30 protein-coding genes are annotated in these 24410 nt (G+C 74.0%); 7 read left to right on the top strand and 23 right to left on the bottom strand.

Annotated elements, in window-relative coordinates; all coding sequences use genetic code 11:
• Window positions 1-27: 27 nt before the first annotated feature.
• From FHX44_RS42225 to groES, 4 genes are all read right to left on the bottom strand, one after another.
• Window positions 28-975: a hypothetical protein gene (locus FHX44_RS42225; protein WP_170308978.1), complete on the bottom strand. Its 948-nt coding sequence runs from the start codon at window positions 973-975 to the stop codon at window positions 28-30.
• Window positions 972-1907: a MerR family transcriptional regulator gene (locus tag FHX44_RS21370; protein ID WP_246170501.1), complete on the bottom strand. Its 936-nt coding sequence runs from the start codon at window positions 1905-1907 to the stop codon at window positions 972-974. Before FHX44_RS21370 ends, FHX44_RS42225 begins: the two co-directional genes overlap by 4 nt.
• A gap of 126 nt (window positions 1908-2033) precedes the next feature.
• On the bottom strand, window positions 2034-3656 hold the full coding sequence (groL, locus tag FHX44_RS21365) for a chaperonin GroEL (RefSeq protein ID WP_147257419.1): 1623 nt from the start codon (window positions 3654-3656) through the stop codon (window positions 2034-2036).
• Window positions 3657-3749: 93 nt separating this feature from the next.
• A complete protein-coding gene (groES, locus tag FHX44_RS21360) occupies window positions 3750-4040 on the bottom strand; it encodes a co-chaperone GroES (protein WP_142106560.1) in 291 nt (96 codons plus the stop codon).
• Between the two features lie 520 nt (window positions 4041-4560).
• Between groES and FHX44_RS44255 the strand changes: the two genes are divergently transcribed.
• Window positions 4561-4947 (top strand): protein kinase domain-containing protein, encoded by a 387-nt coding sequence (locus FHX44_RS44255; RefSeq protein ID WP_425469145.1) that lies wholly within the window; start codon window positions 4561-4563, stop codon window positions 4945-4947.
• Entirely contained in the window at window positions 4941-5873 is a 933-nt protein-coding gene (locus FHX44_RS21350) for an aldo/keto reductase (protein ID WP_147257418.1), read from the top strand. The genes FHX44_RS44255 and FHX44_RS21350 overlap by 7 nt, the downstream gene beginning before the upstream one ends.
• 27 nt (window positions 5874-5900) lie before the next feature.
• Here FHX44_RS21350 and FHX44_RS21345 read toward each other — a convergent pair whose 3' ends face one another.
• Window positions 5901-6794: a DMT family transporter gene (locus FHX44_RS21345; RefSeq protein WP_170308977.1), complete on the bottom strand. Its 894-nt coding sequence runs from the start codon at window positions 6792-6794 to the stop codon at window positions 5901-5903.
• A gap of 79 nt (window positions 6795-6873) precedes the next feature.
• On the opposite strand from FHX44_RS21345, the gene FHX44_RS21340 reads away from it, so the two are divergent.
• A complete protein-coding gene (locus FHX44_RS21340) occupies window positions 6874-7434 on the top strand; it encodes a CGNR zinc finger domain-containing protein (protein ID WP_147257416.1) in 561 nt (186 codons plus the stop codon).
• On the opposite strand, the gene FHX44_RS21335 is transcribed toward FHX44_RS21340, so the two are convergent.
• Window positions 7431-7868, bottom strand: coding sequence for a hypothetical protein (locus FHX44_RS21335; RefSeq protein ID WP_212612577.1), 438 nt, complete (start codon window positions 7866-7868; stop codon window positions 7431-7433). The genes FHX44_RS21340 and FHX44_RS21335 overlap by 4 nt on opposite strands.
• Window positions 7869-7972: 104 nt before the next feature.
• Here FHX44_RS21335 and FHX44_RS21330 point away from each other — a divergent pair, with 104 nt between their 5' ends.
• Window positions 7973-8179, top strand: coding sequence for a hypothetical protein (locus FHX44_RS21330; protein ID WP_147257415.1), 207 nt, complete (start codon window positions 7973-7975; stop codon window positions 8177-8179).
• A gap of 24 nt (window positions 8180-8203) precedes the next feature.
• On the opposite strand, the gene FHX44_RS21325 is transcribed toward FHX44_RS21330, so the two are convergent.
• Entirely contained in the window at window positions 8204-9145 is a 942-nt protein-coding gene (locus FHX44_RS21325; RefSeq protein ID WP_147257414.1) for an SMP-30/gluconolactonase/LRE family protein, read from the bottom strand.
• A 148-nt stretch (window positions 9146-9293) separates the two neighbouring features.
• Between FHX44_RS21325 and FHX44_RS21320 the strand changes: the two genes are divergently transcribed.
• Complete coding sequence (locus tag FHX44_RS21320) at window positions 9294-10169, top strand: LysR family transcriptional regulator (RefSeq protein WP_212612576.1); 876 nt, start codon at window positions 9294-9296, stop codon at window positions 10167-10169.
• 64 nt (window positions 10170-10233) lie between these two features.
• On the opposite strand, the gene tsaD is transcribed toward FHX44_RS21320, so the two are convergent.
• The 9 genes from tsaD to FHX44_RS21275 all read right to left on the bottom strand — a co-directional run bounded on the left by tsaD (window position 10234) and on the right by FHX44_RS21275 (window position 18092).
• Window positions 10234-11274, bottom strand: a complete 1041-nt coding sequence (tsaD, locus tag FHX44_RS21315) for a tRNA (adenosine(37)-N6)-threonylcarbamoyltransferase complex transferase subunit TsaD (protein WP_147257412.1) — start codon at window positions 11272-11274, stop codon at window positions 10234-10236.
• A complete protein-coding gene (gene rimI, locus FHX44_RS21310; RefSeq protein WP_147257411.1) occupies window positions 11271-11735 on the bottom strand; it encodes a ribosomal protein S18-alanine N-acetyltransferase in 465 nt (154 codons plus the stop codon). The genes tsaD and rimI overlap by 4 nt, the downstream gene beginning before the upstream one ends.
• Window positions 11735-12397 (bottom strand): tRNA (adenosine(37)-N6)-threonylcarbamoyltransferase complex dimerization subunit type 1 TsaB, encoded by a 663-nt coding sequence (tsaB, locus tag FHX44_RS21305; protein ID WP_147257410.1) that lies wholly within the window; start codon window positions 12395-12397, stop codon window positions 11735-11737. The genes rimI and tsaB overlap by 1 nt, the downstream gene beginning before the upstream one ends.
• 107 nt (window positions 12398-12504) lie before the next feature.
• The gene (locus FHX44_RS21300) at window positions 12505-12996 is read right to left on the bottom strand and encodes an NUDIX domain-containing protein (protein WP_246170500.1); all 492 of its coding nucleotides are present in this window, start codon (window positions 12994-12996) and stop codon (window positions 12505-12507) included.
• 97 nt (window positions 12997-13093) lie between these two features.
• The gene (locus tag FHX44_RS21295; RefSeq protein ID WP_147257409.1) at window positions 13094-13816 is read right to left on the bottom strand and encodes an HAD family hydrolase; all 723 of its coding nucleotides are present in this window, start codon (window positions 13814-13816) and stop codon (window positions 13094-13096) included.
• Window positions 13813-14271: a tRNA (adenosine(37)-N6)-threonylcarbamoyltransferase complex ATPase subunit type 1 TsaE gene (gene tsaE / locus FHX44_RS21290; protein ID WP_147257408.1), complete on the bottom strand. Its 459-nt coding sequence runs from the start codon at window positions 14269-14271 to the stop codon at window positions 13813-13815. Before tsaE ends, FHX44_RS21295 begins: the two co-directional genes overlap by 4 nt.
• The gene (locus FHX44_RS21285) at window positions 14268-15371 is read right to left on the bottom strand and encodes an alpha/beta fold hydrolase (RefSeq protein ID WP_147257407.1); all 1104 of its coding nucleotides are present in this window, start codon (window positions 15369-15371) and stop codon (window positions 14268-14270) included. The genes tsaE and FHX44_RS21285 overlap by 4 nt, the downstream gene beginning before the upstream one ends.
• Window positions 15368-16525 carry an alanine racemase gene (alr, locus tag FHX44_RS21280; protein WP_147257406.1) on the bottom strand — a complete coding sequence of 386 codons (1158 nt, stop codon included), beginning with the start codon at window positions 16523-16525 and terminating at the stop codon, window positions 15368-15370. Before alr ends, FHX44_RS21285 begins: the two co-directional genes overlap by 4 nt.
• Window positions 16526-16625: 100 nt before the next feature.
• Window positions 16626-18092 (bottom strand): NAD(P)H-hydrate epimerase, encoded by a 1467-nt coding sequence (locus tag FHX44_RS21275; protein ID WP_147257405.1) that lies wholly within the window; start codon window positions 18090-18092, stop codon window positions 16626-16628.
• Between the two features lie 68 nt (window positions 18093-18160).
• On the opposite strand from FHX44_RS21275, the gene FHX44_RS21270 reads away from it, so the two are divergent.
• Window positions 18161-18988: a poly(ethylene terephthalate) hydrolase family protein gene (locus tag FHX44_RS21270; protein WP_212612575.1), complete on the top strand. Its 828-nt coding sequence runs from the start codon at window positions 18161-18163 to the stop codon at window positions 18986-18988.
• A gap of 307 nt (window positions 18989-19295) precedes the next feature.
• On the opposite strand, the gene FHX44_RS21265 is transcribed toward FHX44_RS21270, so the two are convergent.
• Window positions 19296-19664: a hypothetical protein gene (locus FHX44_RS21265; protein ID WP_147257404.1), complete on the bottom strand. Its 369-nt coding sequence runs from the start codon at window positions 19662-19664 to the stop codon at window positions 19296-19298.
• On the bottom strand, window positions 19661-19927 hold the full coding sequence (locus tag FHX44_RS42220; protein WP_170308976.1) for a hypothetical protein: 267 nt from the start codon (window positions 19925-19927) through the stop codon (window positions 19661-19663). The genes FHX44_RS21265 and FHX44_RS42220 overlap by 4 nt, the downstream gene beginning before the upstream one ends.
• 110 nt (window positions 19928-20037) lie before the next feature.
• On the opposite strand from FHX44_RS42220, the gene FHX44_RS21260 reads away from it, so the two are divergent.
• The gene (locus FHX44_RS21260; protein WP_170308975.1) at window positions 20038-21201 is read left to right on the top strand and encodes an FAD-dependent monooxygenase; all 1164 of its coding nucleotides are present in this window, start codon (window positions 20038-20040) and stop codon (window positions 21199-21201) included.
• Between the two features lie 4 nt (window positions 21202-21205).
• Here FHX44_RS21260 and glmM read toward each other — a convergent pair whose 3' ends face one another.
• The 5 genes from glmM to FHX44_RS21235 all read right to left on the bottom strand — a co-directional run bounded on the left by glmM (window position 21206) and on the right by FHX44_RS21235 (window position 24387).
• Entirely contained in the window at window positions 21206-22549 is a 1344-nt protein-coding gene (gene glmM / locus FHX44_RS21255; protein WP_147257402.1) for a phosphoglucosamine mutase, read from the bottom strand.
• A 4-nt stretch (window positions 22550-22553) separates the two neighbouring features.
• Complete coding sequence (gene rpsI / locus FHX44_RS21250) at window positions 22554-23084, bottom strand: 30S ribosomal protein S9 (RefSeq protein WP_212612574.1); 531 nt, start codon at window positions 23082-23084, stop codon at window positions 22554-22556.
• Window positions 23085-23122: 38 nt separating this feature from the next.
• Window positions 23123-23566, bottom strand: coding sequence for a 50S ribosomal protein L13 (gene rplM / locus FHX44_RS21245; RefSeq protein WP_147257400.1), 444 nt, complete (start codon window positions 23564-23566; stop codon window positions 23123-23125).
• 209 nt (window positions 23567-23775) lie between these two features.
• Complete coding sequence (locus tag FHX44_RS21240) at window positions 23776-24066, bottom strand: WXG100 family type VII secretion target (RefSeq protein ID WP_147257399.1); 291 nt, start codon at window positions 24064-24066, stop codon at window positions 23776-23778.
• A 9-nt stretch (window positions 24067-24075) separates the two neighbouring features.
• Window positions 24076-24387 carry a WXG100 family type VII secretion target gene (locus FHX44_RS21235; protein WP_147257398.1) on the bottom strand — a complete coding sequence of 104 codons (312 nt, stop codon included), beginning with the start codon at window positions 24385-24387 and terminating at the stop codon, window positions 24076-24078.
• Window positions 24388-24410 lie beyond the last annotated feature (23 nt).

Below are 24410 nucleotides of genomic sequence, written 5' to 3'. Positions count from 1 at the left end.
TGGGTGACGTAGGTCCGAACGGACTAATCAGGTTACCGGGAGCAGAGCAGGTAGGCCCAGCGCCTCCCTCATCAGGCGCCTCCCAACGGGGTCACATCGGCCCAGGATGACGCTCACCGTGGCGGTCCCGGCGTGTCGTCGGCGTGGCGCGCCGCTCGTCCGCCCGTTCACCGACCGCTGCGCCGTTCGGGCGGCCGACTCGTTTGCTGTCCAGACTCCGTTCGGGGCGTTTTCGATCACGTCCGCGGCGGCGTACCTCGCGGGCCAGACGAGGGACAGCAACCCGGCCCGGCCGGCGTCGTCGGCGGCCGAGTCGAGCTCGGCGAGCACCTCGCCGGGGTCACCGCCCGCGACGCCCCGCGCGACGGCGTGGACGATCCGCGACTTCAGCACGTGCCGCACCGATCCGCTCTCCTCCGCGAGCTCGAGCGCGGTCCGGGCAGGGGCGACTGCCGCGGCGGCGTCGCTGCGCAGGAGCGCCAGCTCCGCGCGCACCCAGCCGAGCCGCACGGCGGGCCGCCACGAGGGACGACGCTCCGCGGCGGCAGCCGCGGTATCGAGAAGCCGCTGCGCCGGTCCCACCGCACCCGTCCCGACCGCGTCGGCGGCCAGCCCGGTCAGCGCGTCGATGCGCGCGGCGGACGCGTCGGCCCCGTCGGGGTCGGGCGGGCCCGGGGGCGCCGCGGCCGCGAGCCGCAGCCCCACGGCGTCGAGGCGGCGCGCCACGGCGTGCCCGCCGAGCTGCCGGCGATGGGCCGCGAGCGTGACGGCGGCGTGCGCCGCCACCGCGGGTGGCACCCCGGGTGCGGTCAGCAGGTCGTCGAGGACGGCGGCGGCCGCCGCGTACCGGCCCTGCCCGCCGAGGGTCACCGCCACCAGCCAGCGGTCCGCGCCCGACATGCCCGGTCGCACGCGGACGGCGGCGCCGGGGTGGGCGCCGAAGGCGGCGGCGCGGATGCCTGCGGGCGGGCTCACACCAGGACCGCGTCGCTGATCGCCGTGACGGCGGCGCGCAGCGACGTCAGCCGGCCGGTGCGCCGCGGGAGCGCGGCGTCGGCCCATCCGGGGCCGGCGGCGAACGTGCGGTAGCGGGGGCGGGTGCGGGGCATTGCCGAGAGCATGCACGGGTCGGCGGTGCCCGGCATCAGCGACCAGAGCACCACGGCGACCGGGGCCGTGCGCCGCGCCGCTGCCGCGAGGGCGTCGGCCGGCAGGTCCGCGCCCAGGTAGCGGGGGACGACGCCGTGTGCGTGCAGCGCGGCCGCCAGCGCGAGGATCGGCAGGGCGTGCTGCTCCCCCGGCATCGCGGCGAGCAGCACGGGGCGAGTGTCGTGGGCGGCCGGTCCCGTCCGGCCGAGCAGCGCCCCGAAGACGGCGCTCACGCAGGCGGTGACGAGGTGCTCGACCTCCACACCGGTGGCGGTGTCGGCCCACCGCGTGCCGACCGCCCCGAGCACCGGCCGCACGAGCTCGTCCCACGTGATCTCGACCCCGTCGCTGCGCACCGACTCGGCGAGCAGGCCGGAGACCGCCACGGAGTCGAGCGCGAGCGCTGCGCGGCCCAGGCCGCGGGCGCGGCCGTCCACACTCGGCAGCCGCAGCACCCGGCCGCCGACCCGCGCGCGGCTCTCGTCCGGCTCCGGCCGCACGGGCGCACACTCGGGCTCCTGGACGGACAGCGCGTAGCGCGCCGCGTCGCCGGGGGACACCCCGCGCACGAGCGCGCGCTGCATCAGCTCGAGGCGGGCCACGTCGGCCGTCGAGTAGCGGCGGTGCCGGCCGGGCGCGTGGTCGCTGGGCCCGATCCCGTAGCGGCGATCCCAGGTGCGCAGCGTGCCGGGGGCCACCCCGAGCCGACGCGCCGTCGCGGCCACGGTGAGACCCGGCGCGTCCGCGGTATGGGCCACCACCCCATCGTCGACGCCGCAACGGGTCGCGGGCAACCCGGCCCTATACCGACGAACGGCCCTCTCGTCGGACGAGAGGGCCGTTCGTCGGGGACTGCTCACTGATCGCTCAGTGACCGTGACCGCTCAGTGGCCGTGACCGTGGCCGTGGCCGTGGCCGCCCGCGGCGGGCGCCGGCGGCTCCGGCTTGTCGACGACCGAGCTCTCGGTGGTGAGCACCATCCGGGCGATCGACGCGGCGTTCACCACGGCGGACCGGGTGACCTTGACCGGGTCGATCACGCCGTCGGCCATGAGGTCGCCGTAGGTGAGGGTGGCGGCGTTGAAGCCCTGGCCCCACTCCTGCTCCGCGACCTTGCCGACGACGACGGCGCCCTCCTGGCCACCGTTGGCGGCGATCCAGAACAGCGGCGCGGTGAGCGCCTTGCGCACGACGGCGACACCGGTGGCCTCGTCACCGCTGAGGCCGAGGCCGCCGTCGAGAGCCTTGGCGGCCTGCACCAGCGCGGACCCGCCGCCGGGGACGATGCCCTCCTCGACCGCTGCCCGAGTCGCCGACACGGCGTCCTCGATGCGGTGCTTGCGCTCCTTGAGGGCCGTCTCGGTGGCGGCACCGGCCTTGATGACGGCGACGCCGCCCGCGAGCTTCGCGAGCCGCTCCTGCAGCTTCTCGCGGTCCCAGTCGGAGTCGGTCTCGTCGATCTCGCGGCGCAGCTGCGCGATGCGCCCCTCGATGGCCTCCTTGGACCCCGCGCCCTCGACGAGGGTGGTGTTGTCCTTGGTGACCACGACGCGCCGAACCCGGCCGAGCAGGTCCAGCCCGGCCTCGGAGAGCTTGAGGCCGACCTCGGGCTTGATAACCGTGCCGCCGGTGGCGGTCGCGAGGTCGTCCATGAACGCCTTGCGGCGGTCACCGAAGAACGGCGACTTGACCGCGGCGACCTTGACGGTCTTGCGGATCGAGTTGACGACGAGGGTGGACAGGGCCTCGCCCTCGACGTCCTCGGCCACGATCAGCAGCGGCTTGCCCTCACCGAGCACCTTCTCCAGAAGCGGGAGCAGGTCGGCGATCGCGCTGATCTTCTCCTGGTGCAGGAGGACGTAGGCGTCCTCGAGCACTGCCTCCATCGACTCGGCGTCGGTGACGAAGTACGGCGAGAGGTAGCCCTTGTCGAACTGCAGGCCCTCGGTGATCTCCAGCTCGGTGGCGAGCGTGGAGCCCTCCTCGACGGTGATGACGCCGTCGGTGCCGACCTTCTCGAGCGCCTCGCTGATCAGCGCGCCGATCTCCTCCTCGCGGGAGGCGATGGTGCCGACCTGCGCGATGGCCTTCCCCTCGACGGGGATGGCCTTCTCCTTGAGCACCTCGGCCACCTTCTCGGCGGCGGCCGAGATGCCCTTGCCGAGCGCGGTGGGGTTGGCGCCGGCCGCCACGTTGCGCAGGCCTGCGGCGACCATCGCCTGGGCGAGGACGGTGGCGGTGGTGGTGCCGTCACCCGCGACGTCGTTCGTCTTGGTGGCGACGGACTTCGCGAGCTGGGCGCCCAGGTTCTCGAACGGGTCGTCCAGGTCGATCTCGCGGGCGATGGTGACGCCGTCGTTGGTGACGGTCGGCCCACCGAACTTCTTGTCCAGCACGACGTGGCGCCCACGCGGGCCGAGGGTGACCTTGACCGCGTCGGCCAGCTGGTTCACCCCGCGCTCCAGCGCCCGGCGCGCCGTCTCGTCGAAGCTGATCTGCTTCGGCATGCCTGCCTCTCTTGTTCAGCCGGAAATACGACGCCGCCCCGGCGGCCCGCTCGGTCGAGGGACCACCGGGGCGGCGGTGCTACGGAGACTGCGTCAGTTGACGACCGCGAGCACGTCGCGGGCGGAGAGGATGAGGTACTCCTCGCCGTTGTACTTGACCTCGGTGCCGCCGTACTTCGAGTAGATGACGACATCGCCGACGTTCACGTCGAGCGGGACGCGGTTGCCGTTGTCGTCGATGCGCCCGGGGCCGACCGCGAGGACCTTGCCCTCCTGCGGCTTCTCCTTGGCGGTGTCCGGGATGACGATGCCGGACGCGGTGGTGGTCTCGGCCTCGCTGGCCTGGACGACGATCTTGTCCTCGAGCGGCTTGATGTTCGCCACTTGATGACCTCCCCTTCCTGGGGTGCGTGCACTCGCTGAATGGGTTCTGGTGGACAGCGCGCGGGCGCCCCGTCGTCGCGGGTGCCGGAACGTCCGGGCCGTTCCGTTGGCACTCTACCCATGAGAGTGCCAACGGTTCAACGCCGGTCGGGCCCGGCGGTTCGCGGCCCCCGATGGGGCCGTCCGGGCGCCCGACGTGCACACTTCCGGGTGAATCACGGGGGAGGCCCCACCGCCCGCCAGTGGGGACCGACAGGGGGCCGGGACGTCCGGGAGCCCCGACCGTCGTCTGTGCTGGGGGCACGGATGGACGAGCTGCAACCCGACGACCGACCCGCATCGGGCCCTTCCGGCTCGTCGTGAGGCTCGGCGCGGGCGGGATGGGCCAGGTGTACCTCGGGCGCGACATCGGCGGCCGGCAGGCGGCGGTCAAGGTCGTGCGTCCCGGCCACGCCGCCGACCCCGAGTTCCGCAACCGCTTCGCCCGCGAGATCACGACCGCCAGGAGCGTCAACTCCCCGTGGACCGCGGCCGTCGTCGCCGCCGACCCGCACGCCCCGCAGCCGTGGCTCGCCACCGAGTACGTCGCGGGATCCGACCTCGCGGCCGCCGTGGCGGCTTCCGGCCCCTCCCCGAGGGCGCCGCGACGGTCCTCGCGAGCCGGCTCGCCCAGGCACTGGCGCACCTGCACGCCGCCGGTGTGGTGCACCGCGATCTCAAACCGTCCAACGTCCTGCTGAGCGCGGACGGGCCCCGCCTCATCGACTTCGGTATCGCACGCGCGGTGCGGCAGCACCCTCTTCGTCACGTCGGAGGCCGGTCTCACGGTGGTGCCGATCGAGGGTGGGGGTGGGTGAACCGGCGCCCGCCGCATGTCACCCCGTCCGTAGGCTTGGGGGCATGCTGAAGATCGGCTCGAGCGACCTCGAGGTGAGCCGGCTCTGCCTGGGCGGCAACGTGTTCGGTTGGACGGCGGACCGGGACACGTCCTTCGCCGTGCTCGACGCGTACGCCGCCGCGGGCGGCAACTTCGTCGACACCGCCGACTCCTACTTCTGGCGCGCACCGGGCAACTCCGGTGGCGAGTCCGAAGCGATCATCGGGGAGTGGATGGCGTCCCGCGGCAACCGCGACGCCGTCGTCGTCGCCACGAAGGTGGGCTCGTGGCCGGAGCGCAAGGGGCTCTCCGCGAAGAACATCGCCGAGGCCGTGGACGACTCGCTCCGGCGGCTGCGCACCGATTACATCGACCTCTACTACGCCCACCGCGACGACCCGGACACCGCGCAGGAGGAGACCGCCGACGCCTTCGACGCGCTGGTGCGCGCCGGGAAGGTGCGTGCGATCGGGGCGTCCAACTTCACGGCCGAACGGCTGCGCTCGGCCCTGGAGATCTCCGCGCGCGACGGGCTCGCCTCCTACGTCGCGCTGCAACCGCACTACAACCTGATGGAGCGCGAGGAGTACGAGAACGCGCTCGCCCCGCTCGTCGAGAGCGAGGGCCTGGCCTGCATGCCGTACTACGCGCTCGCGAAGGGCTTCCTCACGGGCAAGTACCGGCCGGACACCCAGGTCGACAGCGAGCGCTCCGAGGGGGCGCTCGCCTACCTCGACGACCGCGGGCGCGCGGTGCTCGCGGTGCTGGACGAGATCGCGGCGGGCCACGGGGCTCCGGTGGCCGCCGTGGCCCTCGCCTGGCTCGCCGAGCAGCCGACCGTCACCGCGCCGATCGCGAGCGCCCGGAACCCCGAGCAGCTGGCCGCCCTCCTGCCGATGCTGGACCTGCAGCTGACGGACGACGAGCTGAGGCTGCTCTCGCACGTGTCGGCGTAGGCGTCGAGCGACATCAGCGAGGTGGCTCTACTGCCGTGTTGCAGCAAGGCCACCTCGCTGACGCTCTCGTGACGCGCGCTGCACCAGCACCACCCCCGTCAGCGTGACCGCCAGGCCGGCCAGCGTCCGCGGCTCGAGCGGCTGCCCGAGGACGGGCACGGCGAGCACGGCGGTGACCGGCGGCACGAGGTAGAGCAGCCCGCTGACCGAGGCCGCCGTGCCCCGGCGCAGCAGTGCGAAGAGCAGCAGGACGGCCGCGCCCGAGTTGACGACCGTGAGCCAGGCGAGCGCGCCGGCACCGGTCGCGGTGTGCGGCAGGACGACGCCACCGTCCACCAGGAGGGCGAGCGGCGCCAGCACGGCCGCACCGACCAGCACCTGCACGGCGGAGCCCGTGCGCAGATCCATCCTGTCGCCCACCCGCTTCTGGTGGAGTGTCCCCCCTGCGAATCCCGCGAGCCCGAGGCCGAGCAGGGCGAGCCCCGCGATACTGCCGCCGTCGTCGAGGTGGTCGAGGCCTGCGACGAGCGCCCCGGCCACCGCGACAGCAGATCCGAGCCACCCGAGCGGGCCGAGCCGTTCCCCGAGTACCGGCCCACCGAGTGCGGCGACCACCACCGGGCTCAGGCAGAGCACCAGCGCGGCGAGGCCGGCCGAGACGCCGAACGCAAGCGCACAGCTGGTCGCGCCGTACTGCACCGCCTGGATCAACACGCCCGTGACGACCAGGTCGCGCCACTCCCTCCGACCGCGCGGCCATCGGGCGCCGGTGGCCACCGCGACCGCGACCAGCAGGCCGCCGGCCAGCATCAGCCGCACGGTTGCGAGCGACAGACCCGGCACGTCCCGCGTCGCGAACACGCCCGCCAGGAAGCCGGAGCTCCACAGCAGGACGAACAGCGGCCCCAGCACCCGGTCCACGCCCACCTCCATGTAACGGTCCGACCCGTTACAGGTTGACCGGCGGCGCCGTAACGTGTCAACCCGTTACAGTGGGGCGGTGCCCGCTTCGCCCGTCCTGCGCCTCGACGCCGGCGCCGCATGGCTGGACCTGCTGGCCAGCGTCGGGAACGCGTACGGCACCCATCCGGTCGAGCGCCTCACCGGGCCACCGGTCATGCAGCGCTGGCTCGCCCACCACGGGCTGACCGCCGGACGCACCCCGACCGACCGCGACGTCGCGAGCGCCCGTGCGCTCCGCGAGACGCTGCGCCCCCTCGCGCTCGCCGTGCTGGACGAGGCCCCGGTCCCCGCCGAGCCACTGCAGGCGCTCCAACGCTGGCTCGACGCGGACGCCCCGCTCCGCGCGGTCGAACGGAACGGGCGCCCCGCACCCGCACCACCGCCCACCCCGGCAGCCGCGCTCGCCCGCGTGGCCCGGCAGGCGCTCGAGCACCTGGGCGGCCCGGAGGCGCAGCACCTGCACGCCTGCGCCGCGGACGACTGCCGGATGGCCTTCCTCGACCCCGGTGGCCGCAGGCGATGGTGCGCCCCGGAACGCTGCGGTGTGCGCGCGCGGGTGCGGGCCCATCGCGCACGAGTCCGCGGCCGAGCGGGCTAGGCGGCGAGCAGGACCTCGGCGATGCCCCTGGCCACCTGTGCCGCGGCCGGCGAGCGCTCGCGGAATGCCGTGACGATGGCACCGTCGACGAGCAGCGTCAGGCGTGGAGCCATCGCCTGCGGGTCGGCGTGGCCCGCGGCGGTCAGCAGGTCGCCCAGGTAGGCGGTGAGCCGACGCTTGTGCTCGTCGGCCACTGCGTGCGCGGGACTCCCCGGATCCGCGGCCTCCACGATCGTGTTGATGAAGGCGCAGCCCCGGAAGTCGGCCCACGCGAACCGCTCCGCGAGCGCGTCGAACACCGCGAGTGGGCGCTGGGCCGGCGGTACGTCGCGCTGGTCGACGGCGTCGCGCCCGTGTTCGGCAACCCGTACCGGCGCCGGGTCGAGTCGCCGTCGGCACGGCACTTGTTCGCCGAGGCCACCCAGCTCGTCCACACCGCCGAGCAACGCACCCTGGGCGTGGGCCGACGTGCTGGACGCCGCCGAGCGCGGCCATTCCTTCTCGCCCGCCGAGTTCGCCCACGCGCGGGTTGCAGCTCATGGCCGCGGTACAGGACTGCCGCCTCGCGGTGGAGAAGCTCCTCGACCTGCACGGCTCCAGCGTGTTCGCCGCGGGGAACCCACTGGGGCGGTTCTGGCGTGATCTCGCGGTCGGCTCCCGCCACGGCGCGGTCAACCCGTGGGCGGCCGCCGACGACTACGGCCGCATCCTGACCGAAGACCGTCATGGCCCGACCAGCATCTGAACACCCGACGGCGCGCAGCTTTGATCAGGAAAGCGGAGCGGGGAGGGGGATGGCGACGGCGTTGTACGGCGTGTCCGGGGTCTGCGTCGTGGTGAAGCGAGCATTGGGGAGGTACAGCCGTGACTCGAAAGTGGCCATGGTGGCCGGCACGTCGAACTGCGGATCGCCGACCCGCCGCTCGACGCGGCCCTCGGTTCCCGCCTCGTTCAGCCGCAGGACGGCCACGACGTTGAGCCGGTTCTGCACCACCAGCAACGTCCGGCCGTGCAGCAGCATCCCGTCACCTTCCGGCAACGACTCGCCGTGCAGGTCCACCCGGCGGGTCGCGCCGGAGAAGTCGACGCGGAACAGTGCACCGGTGTTCGACTGCACCACGAGCAGGCCCTGGCCGTCCGGGGTCGGCGTGATGCCGTTGGCGTTGAAGCCGTCGCCGTACACGAGATCCCCGGTGAGCGGGATCCGCTCCGCGGCGACGGGGAGCTCTCGGTCACGCAGCGGCAGCTTGTAGAGCACCGGGGCGGTGGAGTCGGTGAACCACGCAGCGCCCTGGGTGAATGTGAGGTCGTTCACGAACGATGGTCCGGTGGCCAGCCGGTAGGAGGCCAGCACCTCGCCGGTGCGGGTGTCGACCACGCGCGCGTCACCGCCCGTACCACCCGCTACGAACAGCCGTCCCTGCGTATCCGTCTTCAAACCGAGGGACGGTGTGCCCGGCCCCCGGCTGAAGATCTCGCCACGTCCGGTGCGCAGGTCGGCGCGGTAGATCGAGCCGTCGGCCATGGAGCCGATGAAGGCGAACGGGCCAGGCCCGATGGCGATGCCTTCGGGCCGGAAACCGGCGGGCAGCGAGATCGATGTCGGAAGGGTTTCGGCCGGCAGCTCCGATTGTCCGCCGGCGCACCCGCCCATGGGGAGGGCCATAGCGAGTGCGGTGAGAGCCGCGCCGAAGCCCTTCAGCGATCGCATCGTCCATTCCCTCTTCCAGTTCCGTGTCGGCCCTGTCGAGGAGCCGTTGCAGCTCGCCCAGCACGAGCTCCACAGGAGTCTCGCCGGGCACGATCAATGAGTCCAACGCATGCTGTTCATGACATCGATCTCGATACAAGATGGATCGGTGGAGCTCCAGCAGATGCGCTACGTCGTCGCCGTCGCCGAGACGAACAGCTTCACCCGGGCCGCCGAGCGATGTCTGGTCGTCCAGTCCGCCCTCAGCCACCAGATCGCGCGCCTGGAACGCGAACTGGGAGCGAGACTGTTCGACCGCACAAGCCGTCGGGTGCGGCTGACTCCGGCAGGCGCGGCGTTCCTCCCCACCGCACGCCAGTGCCTGGAGGCCGCCGAGCGCGCTGCCGCCGAGGTCGCCGCCGCAGTCGGTGAGGTGCGCGGACGGCTCGCCGTGGGCCTGATCTCCACCGCCGCTGCGGTCGATATCCCGGGCGCGCTGCGCGACTTCCGCCAGCGGTACCCGCAAGTGCGCATCAGCCTGCGCGTCAGCCCGAGCGAGGAACTCATCGAGCGGGTCGAGCAGGGGGCCATCGACGTGGCCTTCTGCGGGCTGCCGACCGCGGCGTGGCCCCGGGGTGTCGACGCCCGGGAACTCGCCCGTGACCGATACGTCGCCGTGGTCGCGCCAGACCACCCGCTCGCCGAAGAACCAGTGGTCGACCTGCGGAGGCTTTCCTCCGAGGTGTTCGTGGACCTGCCGGCCAACACAGCCGGACGTGCCCAATCCGACCAGGCGTTCGCAGCCGCTGGTCTCAGCCGCGACGTCGCCTTCGAAGTGACGACGGCCTACCTCATAGCTCGGTTGGTCGGGCATGGCCTCGGCGTCGCCGTACTCCCCGCCGCATACGCGCCTCAGCTCACGGGCGTGACCACGATCGAGGTATCCGACGCGCCGGCCCGCGTCGAGTACGTCATCTGGAGCCGTGCCGGCCGCACGCCCGCGGCAACCGCGTTCCTCACCCTTGTCGGAGTCCCGGGGTTGTAGCGAATCACGGCAGGTGCAACGCGCGCGAAACCGGTGTGATGGCCCGGTCGGCGCTTGCCCGCGCTCAGCCGACCAGCACCTCGGTGACCGGGAGAGAGGAGTCGGCCGGCAGGTCCGGTGGGCTCGCCGCGGCACCGGCGGCCAGCAGGTGCGCGCCGAGCGCCGCGACCATCGCCCCGTTGTCGGTGCACAGCGCGGGCCGCGGCACGCGCAACCCGATGCCCGCGGCGTCGCAGCGCTCCTGCGCCAGCGCGCGCAGCCGCGAGTTGGCCGCCACCCCGCCGCCGAGCAGCAGGGTGTCCATCCCGCGCTCCCGGGCCGCACGCACGGCCTTCGCCGTGAGCACGTCGACCACGGCCTCCTGGAAGCTCGCGGCGACGTCCGCCACGGGCACCGGCGTGCCGACCCGCTCCAACGCCTCGACGTGGCGCGCGACCGCGGTCTTGAGCCCGGAGAACGAGAAGTCGAACGGGGCGTCACGCGGACCGGTGAGGCCGCGGGGGAACGCGATCGCCGCCGGGTCGCCGTCACGGGCCACCCGGTCGATGTGCGGACCGCCGGGGAACGGCAGCCCGAGCAGGCGCGCGACCTTGTCGAACGCCTCGCCCGCCGCGTCGTCGATCGTGGCGCCGAGCGGGGTGACGGGGCCGGCGAGGTCGGGCACGTCGAGGAGGCTCGAGTGCCCGCCGGAGACGAGCAGCGCGAGGCACGGCGGCAGCGGACCGTGCTGCAGCGTGTCGACGGCGACGTGCGCGGCGAGGTGGTTCACCCCGTACAGCGGCACGTCCCAGGCGGCCGCGTAGGCCTTGGCCGCCGCGACCCCGACGAGCAGGGCGCCGGTGAGCCCTGGGCCGGCGGTGACCGCGACCGCCTCGACGTCCTGGCCGGTGACGCCCGCGGTGTCGAGCGCGCGGTGCACGGCGGGCACCATGGCCTGCAGGTGAGCGCGCGACGCCACCTCGGGCACGACACCGCCGAACCGGGCGTGCTCGTCGACCGAGGAGGCCACCTCGTTGGCGAGCAGCTCCACCCCGCCCGCATCGTCGAGGCGCACCACGCCGACGCCCGTCTCGTCGCACGAGGTCTCGATCCCCAGGACGATCATGATCTGCGCTCCCGCCGCATCGTGTACGCGTCCGCGCCGCTGGGTCGGTAGTAACGCTTGCGCAGCCCCACCACCGTGAACCCCTCGGCCTCGTAGAGCGCCTGCGCGGCCTCGTTGTCGGTGCGGACCTCGAGGAACACGGTGGCGCCCAGCTCGTCGGCCACCGTGAGCAGCCCGCGCAACAGCGCGCGGCCGATGCCGCGGCGCTGGTGGGCGGGGTCGACGCCGATCGTGTGGATCTCCGCCTCGGCCTGCGGCGGCCCGGCGACGAAGCCGAGCCCCGCGTATCCGACGAGCAGCTCGCCGTCCCGAGCGGCCAGGTACGGGTGGCCCGCCTGCAGCTCGTCGCGGAACGCCCGCTCGCTCCACGGGTCGTCGCCCGGGAAGAGCAGCCGCTCCAGCTCGGCGCAGCGCGCCGCGTCCGACTCGCGCAGCACGTCGATCTGCACGGTGGCTGGCATCAGGCGCTCACCCGCTTGCGGGTGCCGGGCTCCACGGCGTCGGGGCGGCGCAGGTAGAGCGGCACGAGCGGGTCCGGCGCCGCACCCGCACGCAGGATGGGCGCCGCCACCGCGACGAGCCCCGTGGGCGACGGCGACTCCGGTGGCCGCGCCGGCAGCCCGACCAGCGCCGCCGACCCTCCTGCCGCGGCCACCGCCCCCAGCTCGCGCGCCCGCTCGGCCACTGCGGCCGGCGCCTGGACGTGCGGCCCGTCGACCCGCTCCCCGGACTCGTCGTAGGCGGCCCAGTAGACCTCGCGGCGCCGCGCGTCGGTGACGACGAGCAGCAGGCCCTCCCCCGCCGCGTCGACAGCGATGGCGTCGAGCGAGCACACGCCGTGCACCGGTACGCCGAGAGCGTCGCCGAGGGCCGCGGCGGTCACCATCCCGACCCGCAGCCCCGTGAACGGCCCCGGCCCCGCGCCGACGACGACCGCGTCGATCGCACGCAACGGCATGCCTGCATCGCCGCACACCGCCTGCACGGCGGGCATGAGCAGCTCGGCGTGCTTGCGCGCGTCATGCTCGACGCGGGCGGCACGCAGGAGGACAGCGTCATCGGTCAGCTCGACGACACCAGCGGTGACGGCGGGCGTGGCGGTGTCGAGGGCCAGGACCAGCACACTCCTGAGCCTACGAGCGGGGCGGATGCGGCGGTCGACTCGGGTCCGTCGACCAACCCGGCGTGACCTCCACGACCCGCTCGCAGCCGTGGAGGACGAATAGTCCCTCAGGCGATGCGCCGTCCCTGTTCGCACAGAACGGTCACGCCCAGCTCCACCGCCTCCAGCGCCGCCGCGATGCGGTCGGCCAGCACTGGCTTGACCTTGCCCCTGGCCTCAGCCACCGTGTGGAACCCCGCTGAGCGGATCTCCCCGTCCGGGAACACCGTTCCCACCAGGTCGGCCTCTTCGAGCACCCCACCGTCGAAGACGAACCTCATGCCCTCGGGACGCGGGCCCTCTGGACGCACGTGGTCGACCACCAGCAGCCGGCCCACCGGCCCGTCCCAGCCCAGCTCCTCGGCCAACTCGCGGCTCGCCGCCGCCCATGGGGACTCTTCGACCTCCACCACACCGCCGGGAATCTCCCAGTCCGGCTTGTAGGACGGCTCGACGAGCAACACCCGATCCGCCCGGTCCCGGAACAGCACTCCTGCAGCCATGTGCTTGCCGGGCAGCGAATCCATCGCAGCAGGCATTGCGGATTCCGACTCGGTCACCGCGAGGAGCCTCCCGGGTAGCGCTCGGCGATCAAGGGGAGAGGGTCGCTGGTGGGCCGGCGGCGGCCATCAGCCCTTGATCGCCGCTGTTGGCCGGCTACCAGTTGGCGATGAGCTCCGGCAGGTCCGTGAGCCGGTGCAGCACGGCGTCCGGATGCACGTCCACCGGAACCTGCTGCACGGCCGGGATGTCCGAGTGCGGCACGAAGACCGCCCGCATGCCCACGGCCTTGGCGCCGCTGATGTCGTCGTAGGGCCGGTCGCCCACGTAGACGCACGCCCGCGGATCGTCGACGCCCACCGCGTCCATGGCGGCCCGGAACGCCTCGGGGTGTGGTTTGGTCCACTCCAGGTCGCTCGACCAGACGCAGGCGTCGAACAGGTCCAGTACCCCGTCGGAGCGGAACCGGTCCTCGTGCCACTCCCGCGGCCACGAGGTGGACGACAGCACGCCGAGCTTCAGGCCGCGCTCCCGCAGGATGCGCAGCACGGGCCCGGCCTCCGGGTCGGTCGGCATCTGCCCGAGCCAGAACTCGCGGTGCAGGGCCAGCGCCGACTCGCGCACCTGGGCCGGGACGTCGGCCGGATGGTGGTGCGCGGCGTCGGCCAGCACCTGCTCGAGGGTGAACGCCAGGTGCTCCTCGCGGGCGGCGGCCCAGCGCGCGTCCTCCGCGGCCAGCAGTGCGTCCGCGAGGGCCGCAGCGCGCTCGGCGTCACCGTCGTGCAGCACCTCGGCGAGCAGGCGCCAGCCCTCGAGGTTGTCGATCCGTTTCCAGGGGGTGAGCGTGCCGCCCCAGTCGAAGATGACGGCCTTGATCACGCGTCCTCCACCCGGGACACGGTGGCCGTGCGCACGTCGTCGGGCCGGCGTTGCAGCCGCACGAGCAGGTGCCGGGACGCCAGCCGCTCCGCCACGCCCTCGCCCCACTCGACCACGACGACGGCCTCGGACAGGTCGGTGTCGAGGTCGAGGTCGTCGAGCTCGGCGGCGCCGCCGAGGCGGTAGGCGTCGACGTGCACGAGCGGCACGCCGCGCCCGCCGGGGAGCGGCCGGTGCTCGCGCGCGATCACGAACGTCGGCGAGGTGACCGGCCCGGCCACCCCGAGCCCGCGGGCGATGCCGCGCACCAGCACCGTCTTGCCCGCGCCCAGCGGCCCGGACAGCACGACGAGGTCGCCCGGCCCGAGCTCGGCGGCGAGCCGCTCGCCGAGCGCCTCCGTGTCGGCCGGTTCGGGCAGCACCAACTCGACGTCCAGCTCCAGCCCGGCGGTCATGCACGCCACCGGAAGCGGCGCGGGCGGACCCGGTCGGCGCTGCGCCGGATGAGGTCGACGAGCGCCTCGTCCATCTCGGCCGGCCGTTCCAGCATGGGCAGGTGCCCGACCCCGTCGAAGTGCACCAGCCGGGCGTCCGGCAGCTCTGCCGCGATGACGTCGCTGTGCGTGACCGGGATCACGCGGTCGGCGGTGCCCGCGGCGACGAGCACCTCGCAGTGGGCGAGCGCGGGCAGCGCGGCCACCCGGTTGTGGCTGTTGACGGTGTCGGCGAAGTCGATGAGTGCGTCGACGGCGTTGGCGCCGATCATCGTGTCGACGAGGTCGACGAGCCACGGGGCGACGTTGTGTTGGCCGTAGGCGAACTTGCGGGTGAGCGACCAGATCACGTCACCGAGTGCGCGCCGCGCGGTCTCCACGAGCGTGGGCTGCAGCCGCGCGAGCAGGCCGACGGTGCGGGTGAGCGGGTTGTGCCGGGAGAGCAGCGTGCCGGGCAGGCCGCCGCTGGCCACCTCACCCGCCGACGTCGACACGAACGCGACACCGGCCACCCGCTCGGCGAACAGCTCCGGGTTCTGCTCGGCGAGCGCCATGATCGTCATGCCACCCATCGAGTGGCCGACGAGCACGAGCGGACCCTCGGGGGCCAGCGCCCTGATGACCGCGTCGAGGTCGTGGCCGAGCTGCTCGATGGTGCAGCTCTCCTGCGGGGCGCGCTCGGAACGGCCGTGGCTGCGCTGGTCGTAGAGGACCACGCGGATCGACGGGTCGGACAGCGCAGGCAGCGACTGGCGCTGGAAGTGCCACGTGCGCCGGTCCAGCGCGAAGCCGTGCACGAGCACCACCGTGAGCGCCGGGTTCCCGTCCCGCGCCTCGATCTCCTCTGCAGAGATGCGCACCCCGTCATCGGCGGTGACCGACGACGGCTCGCTCTCCGGCACCCCGGCCAGCTGCGGTGGCTTCTCCGACAGCTGCGTGGCGAGGCGCCTGCGCTCCGACGCGACCCGTGAGTGCTTCCGGGCGGCCACGCCGACGGCGACGCCGGTGACCGCCGCACCCGCCGCTCCGGCCACAGCTCCCCAGATCTGTCCTCGTCTCACTCTGCGATCCCGGTGTACGAACGGGTCACGCGTCTGCTGTGCACGCCCGTCACGATCTCGTAGTGGATGGTGCCGAGCTCGTCCGCCCAGTCCTGGGCGGTCGGCTCACCATGATCACCGGGGCCGAAGAACACCGCTGTGTCACCTTCCCGGACGTCCGTGCCGTCCTCGCAGTCGACCACGACCTGATCCATGCTCACCCGGCCGACGACCGGCCGCAGTGCGCCACCGAGCAGCACCCGCAGCCGACCCCCCAGCAGGCGCGGCACCCCGTCGGCGTACCCGACGGGAACGAGAGCAAGGGTGGTCTCGCAGGGAGTGGTCCACTCGTGCCCGTACGACACGCCCTCGCCGGCCGGCACGCGCTTGACCAGCGCCACCCGGCCGCGCAGCGTCATCGCAGGCCTCAGGGGGGTCCCGGCGGGCCTGCGACCCAACGGGTCGAGCCCGTAGACCGCGATCCCCGGCCTGACGAGGTCGAAGTGCAGATCGGGCCGGGTGAGCGTCGCCGCGGCGTTGGCCAGGTGGCGGATCGGGGTGAACCCGCGCGCGCAGGCCGCCTCCCACGCCGCCGTGAGCCGGGCCGCCTGCACCTCGAGGCTCGGGTGGTCCGGGACGTCGGCGTTGGCCAGGTGCGACCAGACCGCCACGACCTCCACGTGCCCGTCGGCGGCCGCCTTCTCGACGTCGTCGAGCAGCGCGTCCCACGCGGCGGGTTGCGCCCCACCCCGGGAGAGCCCCGTGTCGGTCTTCAGGTGCACCCGCGCAGGCCGGCCGGCGCGCCGGGCACCCGCCGTGACGGCAGCGAGGTGCGCCCTCGACGCGACCGAGAGATCGACGTCGGTGGCGACGGCCTCGGTGAAGTCGTCGTCCGGCAGGTGCAGCCACGACAGCAGGGGCGCGGTGATCCCGGCGCCCCGCAGCTCGGCGGCCTCCTCGAGGGTGCACACGCCCAGCCAGGACGCCCCCGCCACCAGCGCCGCCTCCGCGACCGGCACCGCGCCGTGCCCGTAACCGTCGGCCTTGACCACCGCCATCAGCTCGGCCCGAGGGGCCGCAGCACGGAGCACCGCGATGTTGTGGCGGACGGCGGCGAGATCGACGAGGGCTTCGGCCCGCGGCGCGCTCGACGGAGACTGCACGTAGTCAATCATCGCATTCATCACGGGCAACGCATCCCGGCTGGCCCGACCTCCGGCACCCGGCGGCCGGGCATCCCGTGACACAGTTCGGACGAACGGCGCTGTAGTGCCACTACCGGGCAGCGCCGCTCGTCGGAGTGGAAGAGGCTCGAACGGAGCGGATCGCTTCCGGGAGTGCGGCCTGCAGGCGAGAGGCCGGGGCCGGGGCACCCCGAGCCGCCAGACCCGCCGCCAGGTCGTGCACGTACGCGGCGCATCCCGCCGCCCACCACGGTTCGAGGCCTGCGGCCAGCAGGGCGCCGATCATGCCGCTCAGGACGTCACCGGACCCGGCCGTGGCCGCCCACGAGGACGCGGCGGGGTGCACGAGCGCGCGCCCGTCCGGGTCGGCGACGACGGTGGCGTTGCCCTTGAGCAGCACGGTGACGCCGAGGTCGGCGGCCGCCCGGCGGGCCGCGCCGATCCGGTCGGTGCCCACCTCGCCCGCCACCCGGGCGAACTCGCGGTCGTGCGGGGTGAGCAGCACCGGCCGCCCCCGCAGCGCGTCCCTGAGGTCCTTGTGGGCCGCGAGCAGCGTGATGGCGTCGGCGTCGACGCACAGCGGCACCTCGTCCGCGATCGCCGCCGCGAGCACCGCGCGGCCCGCGTCGTCGGTGCCGATGCCCGGCCCGACCGACCAGGCCTGCACCCGCCCAGCCTCCTCGATCGATCCGGCGGCCACCACCTCCGGCCAGTGGTCGCGCACGCCGGGCGCGGCGCTGCCGGCGAACCGCACCATCCCGCTCGTCGCGAGCGCGGCGGCACCGGTGGCCAGCACGGCCGCGCCGGGGTAGGTCGCCGATCCGGCCGCGATCCCCACCACGCCCTGGGTGTACTTGTCGTCGGCCGGGCCCGGCGCGGGCCACCGCCGCCCCACGTCGGGGGCGTCGAGCACGTGGGCGTGCGGCTCGGGCAGGAGCGGCGCGAGCCCGATGTCCACCAGGTGCACCGGCCCGCAACGGGCGGCGGCGAGGACGTGCACCGGCTTGAGCGCGCCGAACGTCACGGTCGCGGCGGCGGTGACGGCGGGCCCGTCGGCGGCGCCCGTGTCCGGGTCGACCCCGCTGGGCAGGTCGACGGCGAGCACCGGCACGCCCGCCCCGTCGGCGGCCGCCACGAGCCGGGCGGCGGGCTCGCGCAGCGCCCCCCGGCCGGAGATGCCGATGATGCCGTCGATCACCAGGTCGGCGCCGGGCACGGCGACCAGCCCGGCCTCCGCATCCACCGCGCGCCCGCCGACCCGCAGCAACGCGGCGAGCCCCGCCGGATGTGCCCGCGCCGGGTCCAGCAGCACCGCGGTGACGCCCACCCCCCGCCTGCGCAGCTCCACGCCGGCCCAGAGCGCGTCGCCGCCGTTGTTGCCCGCGCCGACGAGCAGCACGACCCGTCGCCCGGCCACCCTTCCGTCCCCGGCGAGCATCCGGCGGGCGTGCACCGCGAGCCCGAACGCGGCCCGCCGCATCAGCGCGCCGTCCGGGGTGCGGGCCAGCAGCACCGCCTCGGCGTCCCGTACCTGCTGCGCGGTCCAGACCCCCCTCATGCGACGAGCGTAGGGCCGACGCGCGCGTCCCGTCGCCCCGCTCGCGCGCGGGCGGCTAACGTGCGCGTGTGACCCGCACCCGCTCCGCTCTCCGACCGCCCGAGGTGCGCGGGGCCAAGGACGCCGTCGAGCGGCTGTCGCGCCCCGGTCCGCACACGGTGCTGCGCGGCGATCTCGGCATGGTCGGCCTCCCCGGCGTGGTCTTCGCGCCCGAGGAAGGGCTGGGGCTGCCCGCCGTCGCGTTCGGGCACGACTGGCTGCAGCCCCCGGAGCGCTACGCCGACCTGCTGCGCCACCTCGCGTCCTGGGGCATCGTCGCGGCCGCCCCCGGTAGCCACCGCGGGCCGCTGCCCAGCCACGCCGGTTTCGCCGCCGACCTGCGCACCACCCTCGACGTCTGCGTGGGAGTGCGCCTCGGCGACGGGAAGATCAGCGTCGACGCCCGCCGCACGGCCTTCGCCGGACACGGGATCGGCGGCGCGGCCGCGCTCATCGCCGCACAGGGCCACCCGCGGGCCGCCGCCGTCGTCACGATCGCGGTGGCGCAGACCCACGCGACCGTCCACGACGCGGCGCGCGCCGTCACCGTGCCGGTGCTGCACCTCGCCGCCGGCCGCGACACCGTCGCACCGGCCGCGGGCAACGCCGAGCCGGTCGCCGCGGCGGCGGGCGGGCCGGTATGGCTGCGAACCCTCGACAAGGCCTCCCACACCGGCTTCCTCGAGGGCACGCACTGGAGCGACTTCGTGCTCTCCGGCAGCCCCGACGCCAAGACCCGCCGCCGCACCCGCGCCCTGGTCACCGCGTTCCTGCTGCACCACCTGCAGGACGAGGACCGCGTCGACGTGCTCGTCGACGGCAAGGTCCCCGGCACCACCCTCATCGCCCGCCCCTGACCTACGGCGCGAGTCCCCGCGCCCGAACGCAAGACTCGCCCGGCGGAGCGCAGGACTCGCCGTGACCGAACGCAAGACTCGCGGAACGAAGCCGCAACGCCCAGACCCGCGAGTCCGACATCCCGACACGGCGAGTCCGACATCCACGCACGGCGAGTCGGGCACCCCGACACGGCGAGTCCGACACCCGGACACGGCGAGTCCGACACCCGGACACGGCGAGTCCGACACCCGAGCACGGCGAGTCCGACACCCCGACACGGCGAGTCGGGCGTCGTTGCACCGTCCGCTCGGGTTTGTGAGCCGGTCAGCCGGACGGCGGTGGGTCGAGCTCGGCGATCCGCATTCCGCGCTCGTCGTCGGTGCGCTGGGCGTCCGTGCCGCCCAGCCGCATCCCGGTTCGCCTGCCGGCGCCGCCGGTCGCCGGGAGCGGCGGGGTGGGCGCGTCGGCCGCCTGCCGCGCGTACGACTCGCCCAACTCGGCCGCCGTCGTCGCCTCGCGCCCGAGCAGGGAGCAGAGCACCGAGGTGCGCTCGGCCCACTCGCGGCCACGGGGGTCGGGCCAGTCGCGGGCGACCAGCTCCGCGAGCTCCCCGGCCCGGCGCCCGACGTCGCAGAGCACCTCGGCGAGCCGTGCACCCCACCGCGCCGCCTCCTGCAGCGGATCGTCGGTCACTGCTGGTCCAGCGCATCCCTGAGGCGGACCAGCACGGCCGACACATGGGCATCGGCGTCGAGCCCGGCCGCCGCGGCAGCGCGAAGTGCGGCGCTCAGCTCCGCGAGCTCGTGCACCGCCGCACCGACGACGCCCTGCAACCGCTCGACGTCGAAGCCTGCCGGCGCGCCACGCAGCGCCGCGTGCAGCTCCTCCGCCAGCCCGGACGCGGAGCGCGCGTGATCGTGCAGCCGGTCGGGACGCAGGTGCAGCTCGGGCGGCATGCGCCGATCGTGCCCCGAACCCACCCTTCGCCGAGGGCGAACGCGGAAATCACCGCGAGGCGGAGCGCGTTGGCGGCGTCGTGGGGGATGTCACGGGGGATGTCGTCGTCGTGGGTGCCGGTCCAGCCGGCCTCGTACTCGCTCGCCTGCTCCAGCGGGCCGGGATCCCGGTCACGGTGTTCGAGCGCCGGTCGCGGGCCGAGCTCACCGCCAAGCCGGGGGCAGGCCTGATCGAGTACCGGTCTGTCGAGCTGCTGCGCAGTGTGGGGATCGCGGACGTGGATCTCGAGTTCACGATCCAGAACGGCCGCATGGAGTTCCGGACCCCGACCGCGTCGACGGTGTTCGACTACGGCGGGCTGACCGGCGGCCGCACGAACTACATCTATCCGCAGCACCAGCTGGTCGGGGCCCTGTGCGACGCGCTGGTCGCCGACGGCGGCGACGTCCGGTTCAGCACGCCCATCGCCGCGGTGCGCCAGAACGGCGACGGTGTCGTCGTCATGCGTGCGGACGGGAGCGAGATCCGCGCGCAAGCCGTGGTCGGGTGCGAGGGCGCGCACAGCGTGGTCGCGACCGCGATGACGGGCCTGCGGACGAACGAGGTGGACCTGCCCGCCCGCATCGTCGCGGTGATCGCCGACGCCCCGCCGTTGGAGGAGCACACGATCTACGGGCTGCACCCGCGGGGCTTCGCGGGGCAGATGCGCAGGGGGCCCCAGCAGACGCGCTACTACGTGGAGGTGCCGGGCACGGACACGGCCGCGGACTGGCCGGAGGACCGGATCCGCGAGGAGCTGGGGCTCCGCCTCGACATCCACGGCAAGCTCGACGGGGTGCCGTTCAGCGAGCCGGTCCTGGTCGATCTCCGCGTTCGCGTGAACGAACCCATGCAGGACGGCCGACTCTTCCTCGCAGGCGACGCCGCGCACCTCATCACGGCCGCGGCAGGCAAGGGGATGAACCTGGCCATCCAGGACGCCGTCGAACTGGCCGCCGGGTTGATCGACCGCCTCGGCCCGGCGGGCGACGACCGCCGCCTGGCCGCGTACTCCGCCACCCGGCTGCCCGCGATCTGGCGGACCGAGGCCTTCTCGCTGTGGTACCTGCGGATCCTCCTCGCCGGCCTCCACGACGGCACGGAGCCTGCGGGCACCGTGCCGGGCGGGTTCACGAACGGCGCGCGGGAGGGCTGGCTGGCGGCGCTGCTGGGCGACCCGCTGCTGGCGCGCTGGTTCGCACACGCCTACGCCGGGGTCGACACCTCGCCCTGAGCCGCTATCGGGCCGCCGCGACGATCTCGGCCAACCGCCCCGCGGTGGCCCGGGCCTGCTCGGCCGTGGGCGCCTCGACCATCACGCGCACGAGCTGCTCCGTGCCCGACGGCCGCAGCAGCACGCGGCCGGAACCGCCGAGCTCGACCTCGGCCTTCTCGACGGCCTCGCGGACGGCGGCCGACCCGGCCACCGCGGCCTTGTCGGCCACCCGCACGTTCTGCAGCACCTGAGGCAGGGGCGTGACGATCGCGGCGAGATCGGCGAGGGAGCGGCCGGTGGCTGCCATGCGCGCCATGAGCCGCAGCGCGGTGAGCAAGCCGTCGCCGGTGGTGGAGTACCGCGGCATGACCACGTGCCCCGACTGCTCGCCGCCGAGGCTGAACCCGCCCTCGCGCAGCTCCTCCAGCACGTACCGGTCGCCGACCGCCGTGGTGCGGACCGTGATCCCGGCCTCGCGCATCGCCAGGTGCAGGCCGAGGTTGCTCATGACGGTGGCGACGAGGGTGTCGTCTGCCAGCTCGCCCGACTCCCTCATGGCGACGGCCAGCACGGCCATGATCTGGTCGCCGTCGACCTCGGCGCCGGTGGCGTCGACGGCGAGGCAGCGGTCGGCGTCGCCGTCGTGGGCGATGCCCAGGTCGGCGCCGTGCGCCCGGACGGCCTCCCGGAGCGGCCCGAGGTGCGTGGAGCCGACGCCGTCGTTGATGTTGAGCCCGTCGGGCTCTGCGTGCAGCGCCACGACGTCGGCGCCGGCCCGCCGGTAGGTCCCCGGAGCGACGGTGGAGGCGGCGCCGTGCGCGCAGTCGACCACCACACGCAGCCCGGCCAGCGGGGCCGGCGTGACGGCGAGCAGGTGGTCGCGGTACCGATCGACGGCGTCGGCGAGGTCGCGCACCCGCCCGATGGCCGCACCGGTGGGCCGTTCCGCGGCGGCGCCCAGCCCGTCCTCGACGGCGCTCTCCACCGAGTCGGGGAGCTTGTGGCCGCCTGCCGCGAACAGCTTGATGCCGTTGTCCGGCATCGGGTTGTGCGACGCGGAGATCATCACGCCGAGATCGGCCCCGAGGTCACCCACCAGGAACGCCACCGCGGGCGTGGGCAGGACCCCGACGCGCACCGCGTCGGCACCGGCCGAGGTGAGCCCGGCGACGACCGCGGCCTCGAGCATCTCGCCGCTCGCGCGCGGGTCCCGGCCGACGACGGCGATCGGGCGGCGCGAGCGGTCGCGCTCGGCGAGCACGCGGGCAGCCGACGCGGAGAGCGCCACGGCGAGCTCCGGGATGAGGAGCTCGCCGTTGGCCAGTCCGCGGACGCCGTCGGTGCCGAACAGACGCCGTGCGCTCAAAACGTCAGCGCTTGCTGTACTGAGGTGCCTTGCGGGCCTTCTTCAGGCCGTACTTCTTGCGCTCGATGACCCGCGGGTCACGGGTGAGGAAGCCGGCCTTCTTGAGCGGCGGGCGGTCCTCGGAGTCGGCCTCGATCAGCGCACGGGCAATGGCCAGCCGCAGCGCACCGGCCTGGCCGGAGGTGCCGCCGCCCTTGAGGTTGGCGAAGATGTCGAAGCGCTCGGTCTTCTCGACCGTGACCAGCGGCTCGCGGATCAGCTGCTGGTGCAGCTTGTTCGGGAAGTACTCCTCGAGCGACTTGCCGTTGAGGCGGAACTCGCCGGACCCGGGCATGAGCCGCACACGGACCACGGCCTCCTTGCGGCGGCCGACGGTCTGGATCGGGCGGTCGGAGTAGACGGCCGGGATCTCGGGCAGCGCGACGTCGGCACCGATCTCGGTGTCGTACTCGTCGGCAGCGTCGGCGAGCTCGGTGGCCTCGGCGTCGACCGCGGCCTCCTCGACGGCCTCGAACTCGGACTCGGGCGTGGTCACGGGCTGTCCCTCTTCTGGCGTGGTCGCTTCTGGAGTGGTCACTGGGCGACCTGGGTGATCTCGAACGCGGCCGGCTTCTGCGCGGCGTGCGGGTGCTCGGGGCCGGCGTAGACCTTGAGCTTCTTGGCCATCGCCCGGCCGAGGCGGTTCTTCGGGAGCATGCCCTTGATCGCCTTCTCGACCAGCCGGTCCGGGTGCTTCTCGATCATCTCGCCGACGGAGCGCTGCTTGAGGCCGCCGGGGAAGCCGCTGTGGCGGTAGACGAACTTGTCGTCCCGCTTGGTGCCGGACACCGCGATCTTCTCGGCGTTGACGATGATGACGAAGTCGCCCGTGTCCATGTGCGGGGCGTAGGTCGGCTTGTGCTTGCCGCGCAGCAGGGTGGCGGCATGCGTGGCGAGGCGGCCGAGCACCACGTCCGTGGCGTCGATCACGTGCCAGGCGCGGGTGATCTCGCCGGGCTTGGGGCTGTACGTGGGCACGGACCTACCTCGTCGCTGTCGTCTGCTCGTGGGAGCTGCCTCTGGTGCGTGAGTGCGGCATGCTGGGGCGCCGGGCCCGTGGGCCGGGCCGTGCGGGCCGTGGTGGCACGGCCGCGGGTGTCCACCCGCCGCACATCGAATAACGAGGGTACCCGCCGCGTCGGAGGAGGGTCAAAACGCCCCCCTCCGACGAAGCGGGACCCCTTCGCTCACGCGCGCCAGCGTGATGCGTTGGACTGTTCGACCTGACGGTAGCTCTCGTTCGCCGTGCCCAGCGCGACGCCGATCCGCCCCAGCACGTTCGCGAGGCCTGCGGCGGCGGTGTCCCACTGACGCTGCTTGGCCTGGTACTCGGTGGCGGCCTGGCCCTCCCAGGTGGCGACCAGCGGCGCCAGGAACCGCTTCAGGTCCTCCAGCTGGCCGGTCATCCGGCCGGCCACGCCGGAGACGTCGGACTGCGCGGCCTCGAGCGCCGCGAAGGTGACCTTGATCTCGCTCATGACTCCCCCTCAGCCCAACGCCGCGCGGATCGCGGACATGTCGCTCGTGTGCTGGTCCTCCTGCGCCTGGTAGCTCACGCCGCTGCCCTGGATCGACTCGCCGATGCCGCGCAGGGCGTCGTTCAGCGCCTTGGCATCGGTGTCCCAGCGCACCATGAGGTTGGCGAACTCGGTGGCGGCCGCGCCCCGCCACGCCCCGGCGAGCGGGGCGAGCCGCGCTCGCAACGTGGCGAGGTCGGCCTGCACCGTGTCGTTCACGCTGAGCACGTGCTTCGCGGCCGCCTGCATCTCCTCGACGCTGGTGCCGAACCCCTGGGTCATGCCGGTCTCCTCCCGTGCGGATG

The organism is Pseudonocardia hierapolitana (assembly GCF_007994075.1).
Classification (GTDB): domain Bacteria; phylum Actinomycetota; class Actinomycetes; order Mycobacteriales; family Pseudonocardiaceae; genus Pseudonocardia; species Pseudonocardia hierapolitana.
The sequence above is the reverse complement of the archived record's forward strand: the minus strand, read 5'-3'. Positions and strand labels throughout refer to the sequence as shown.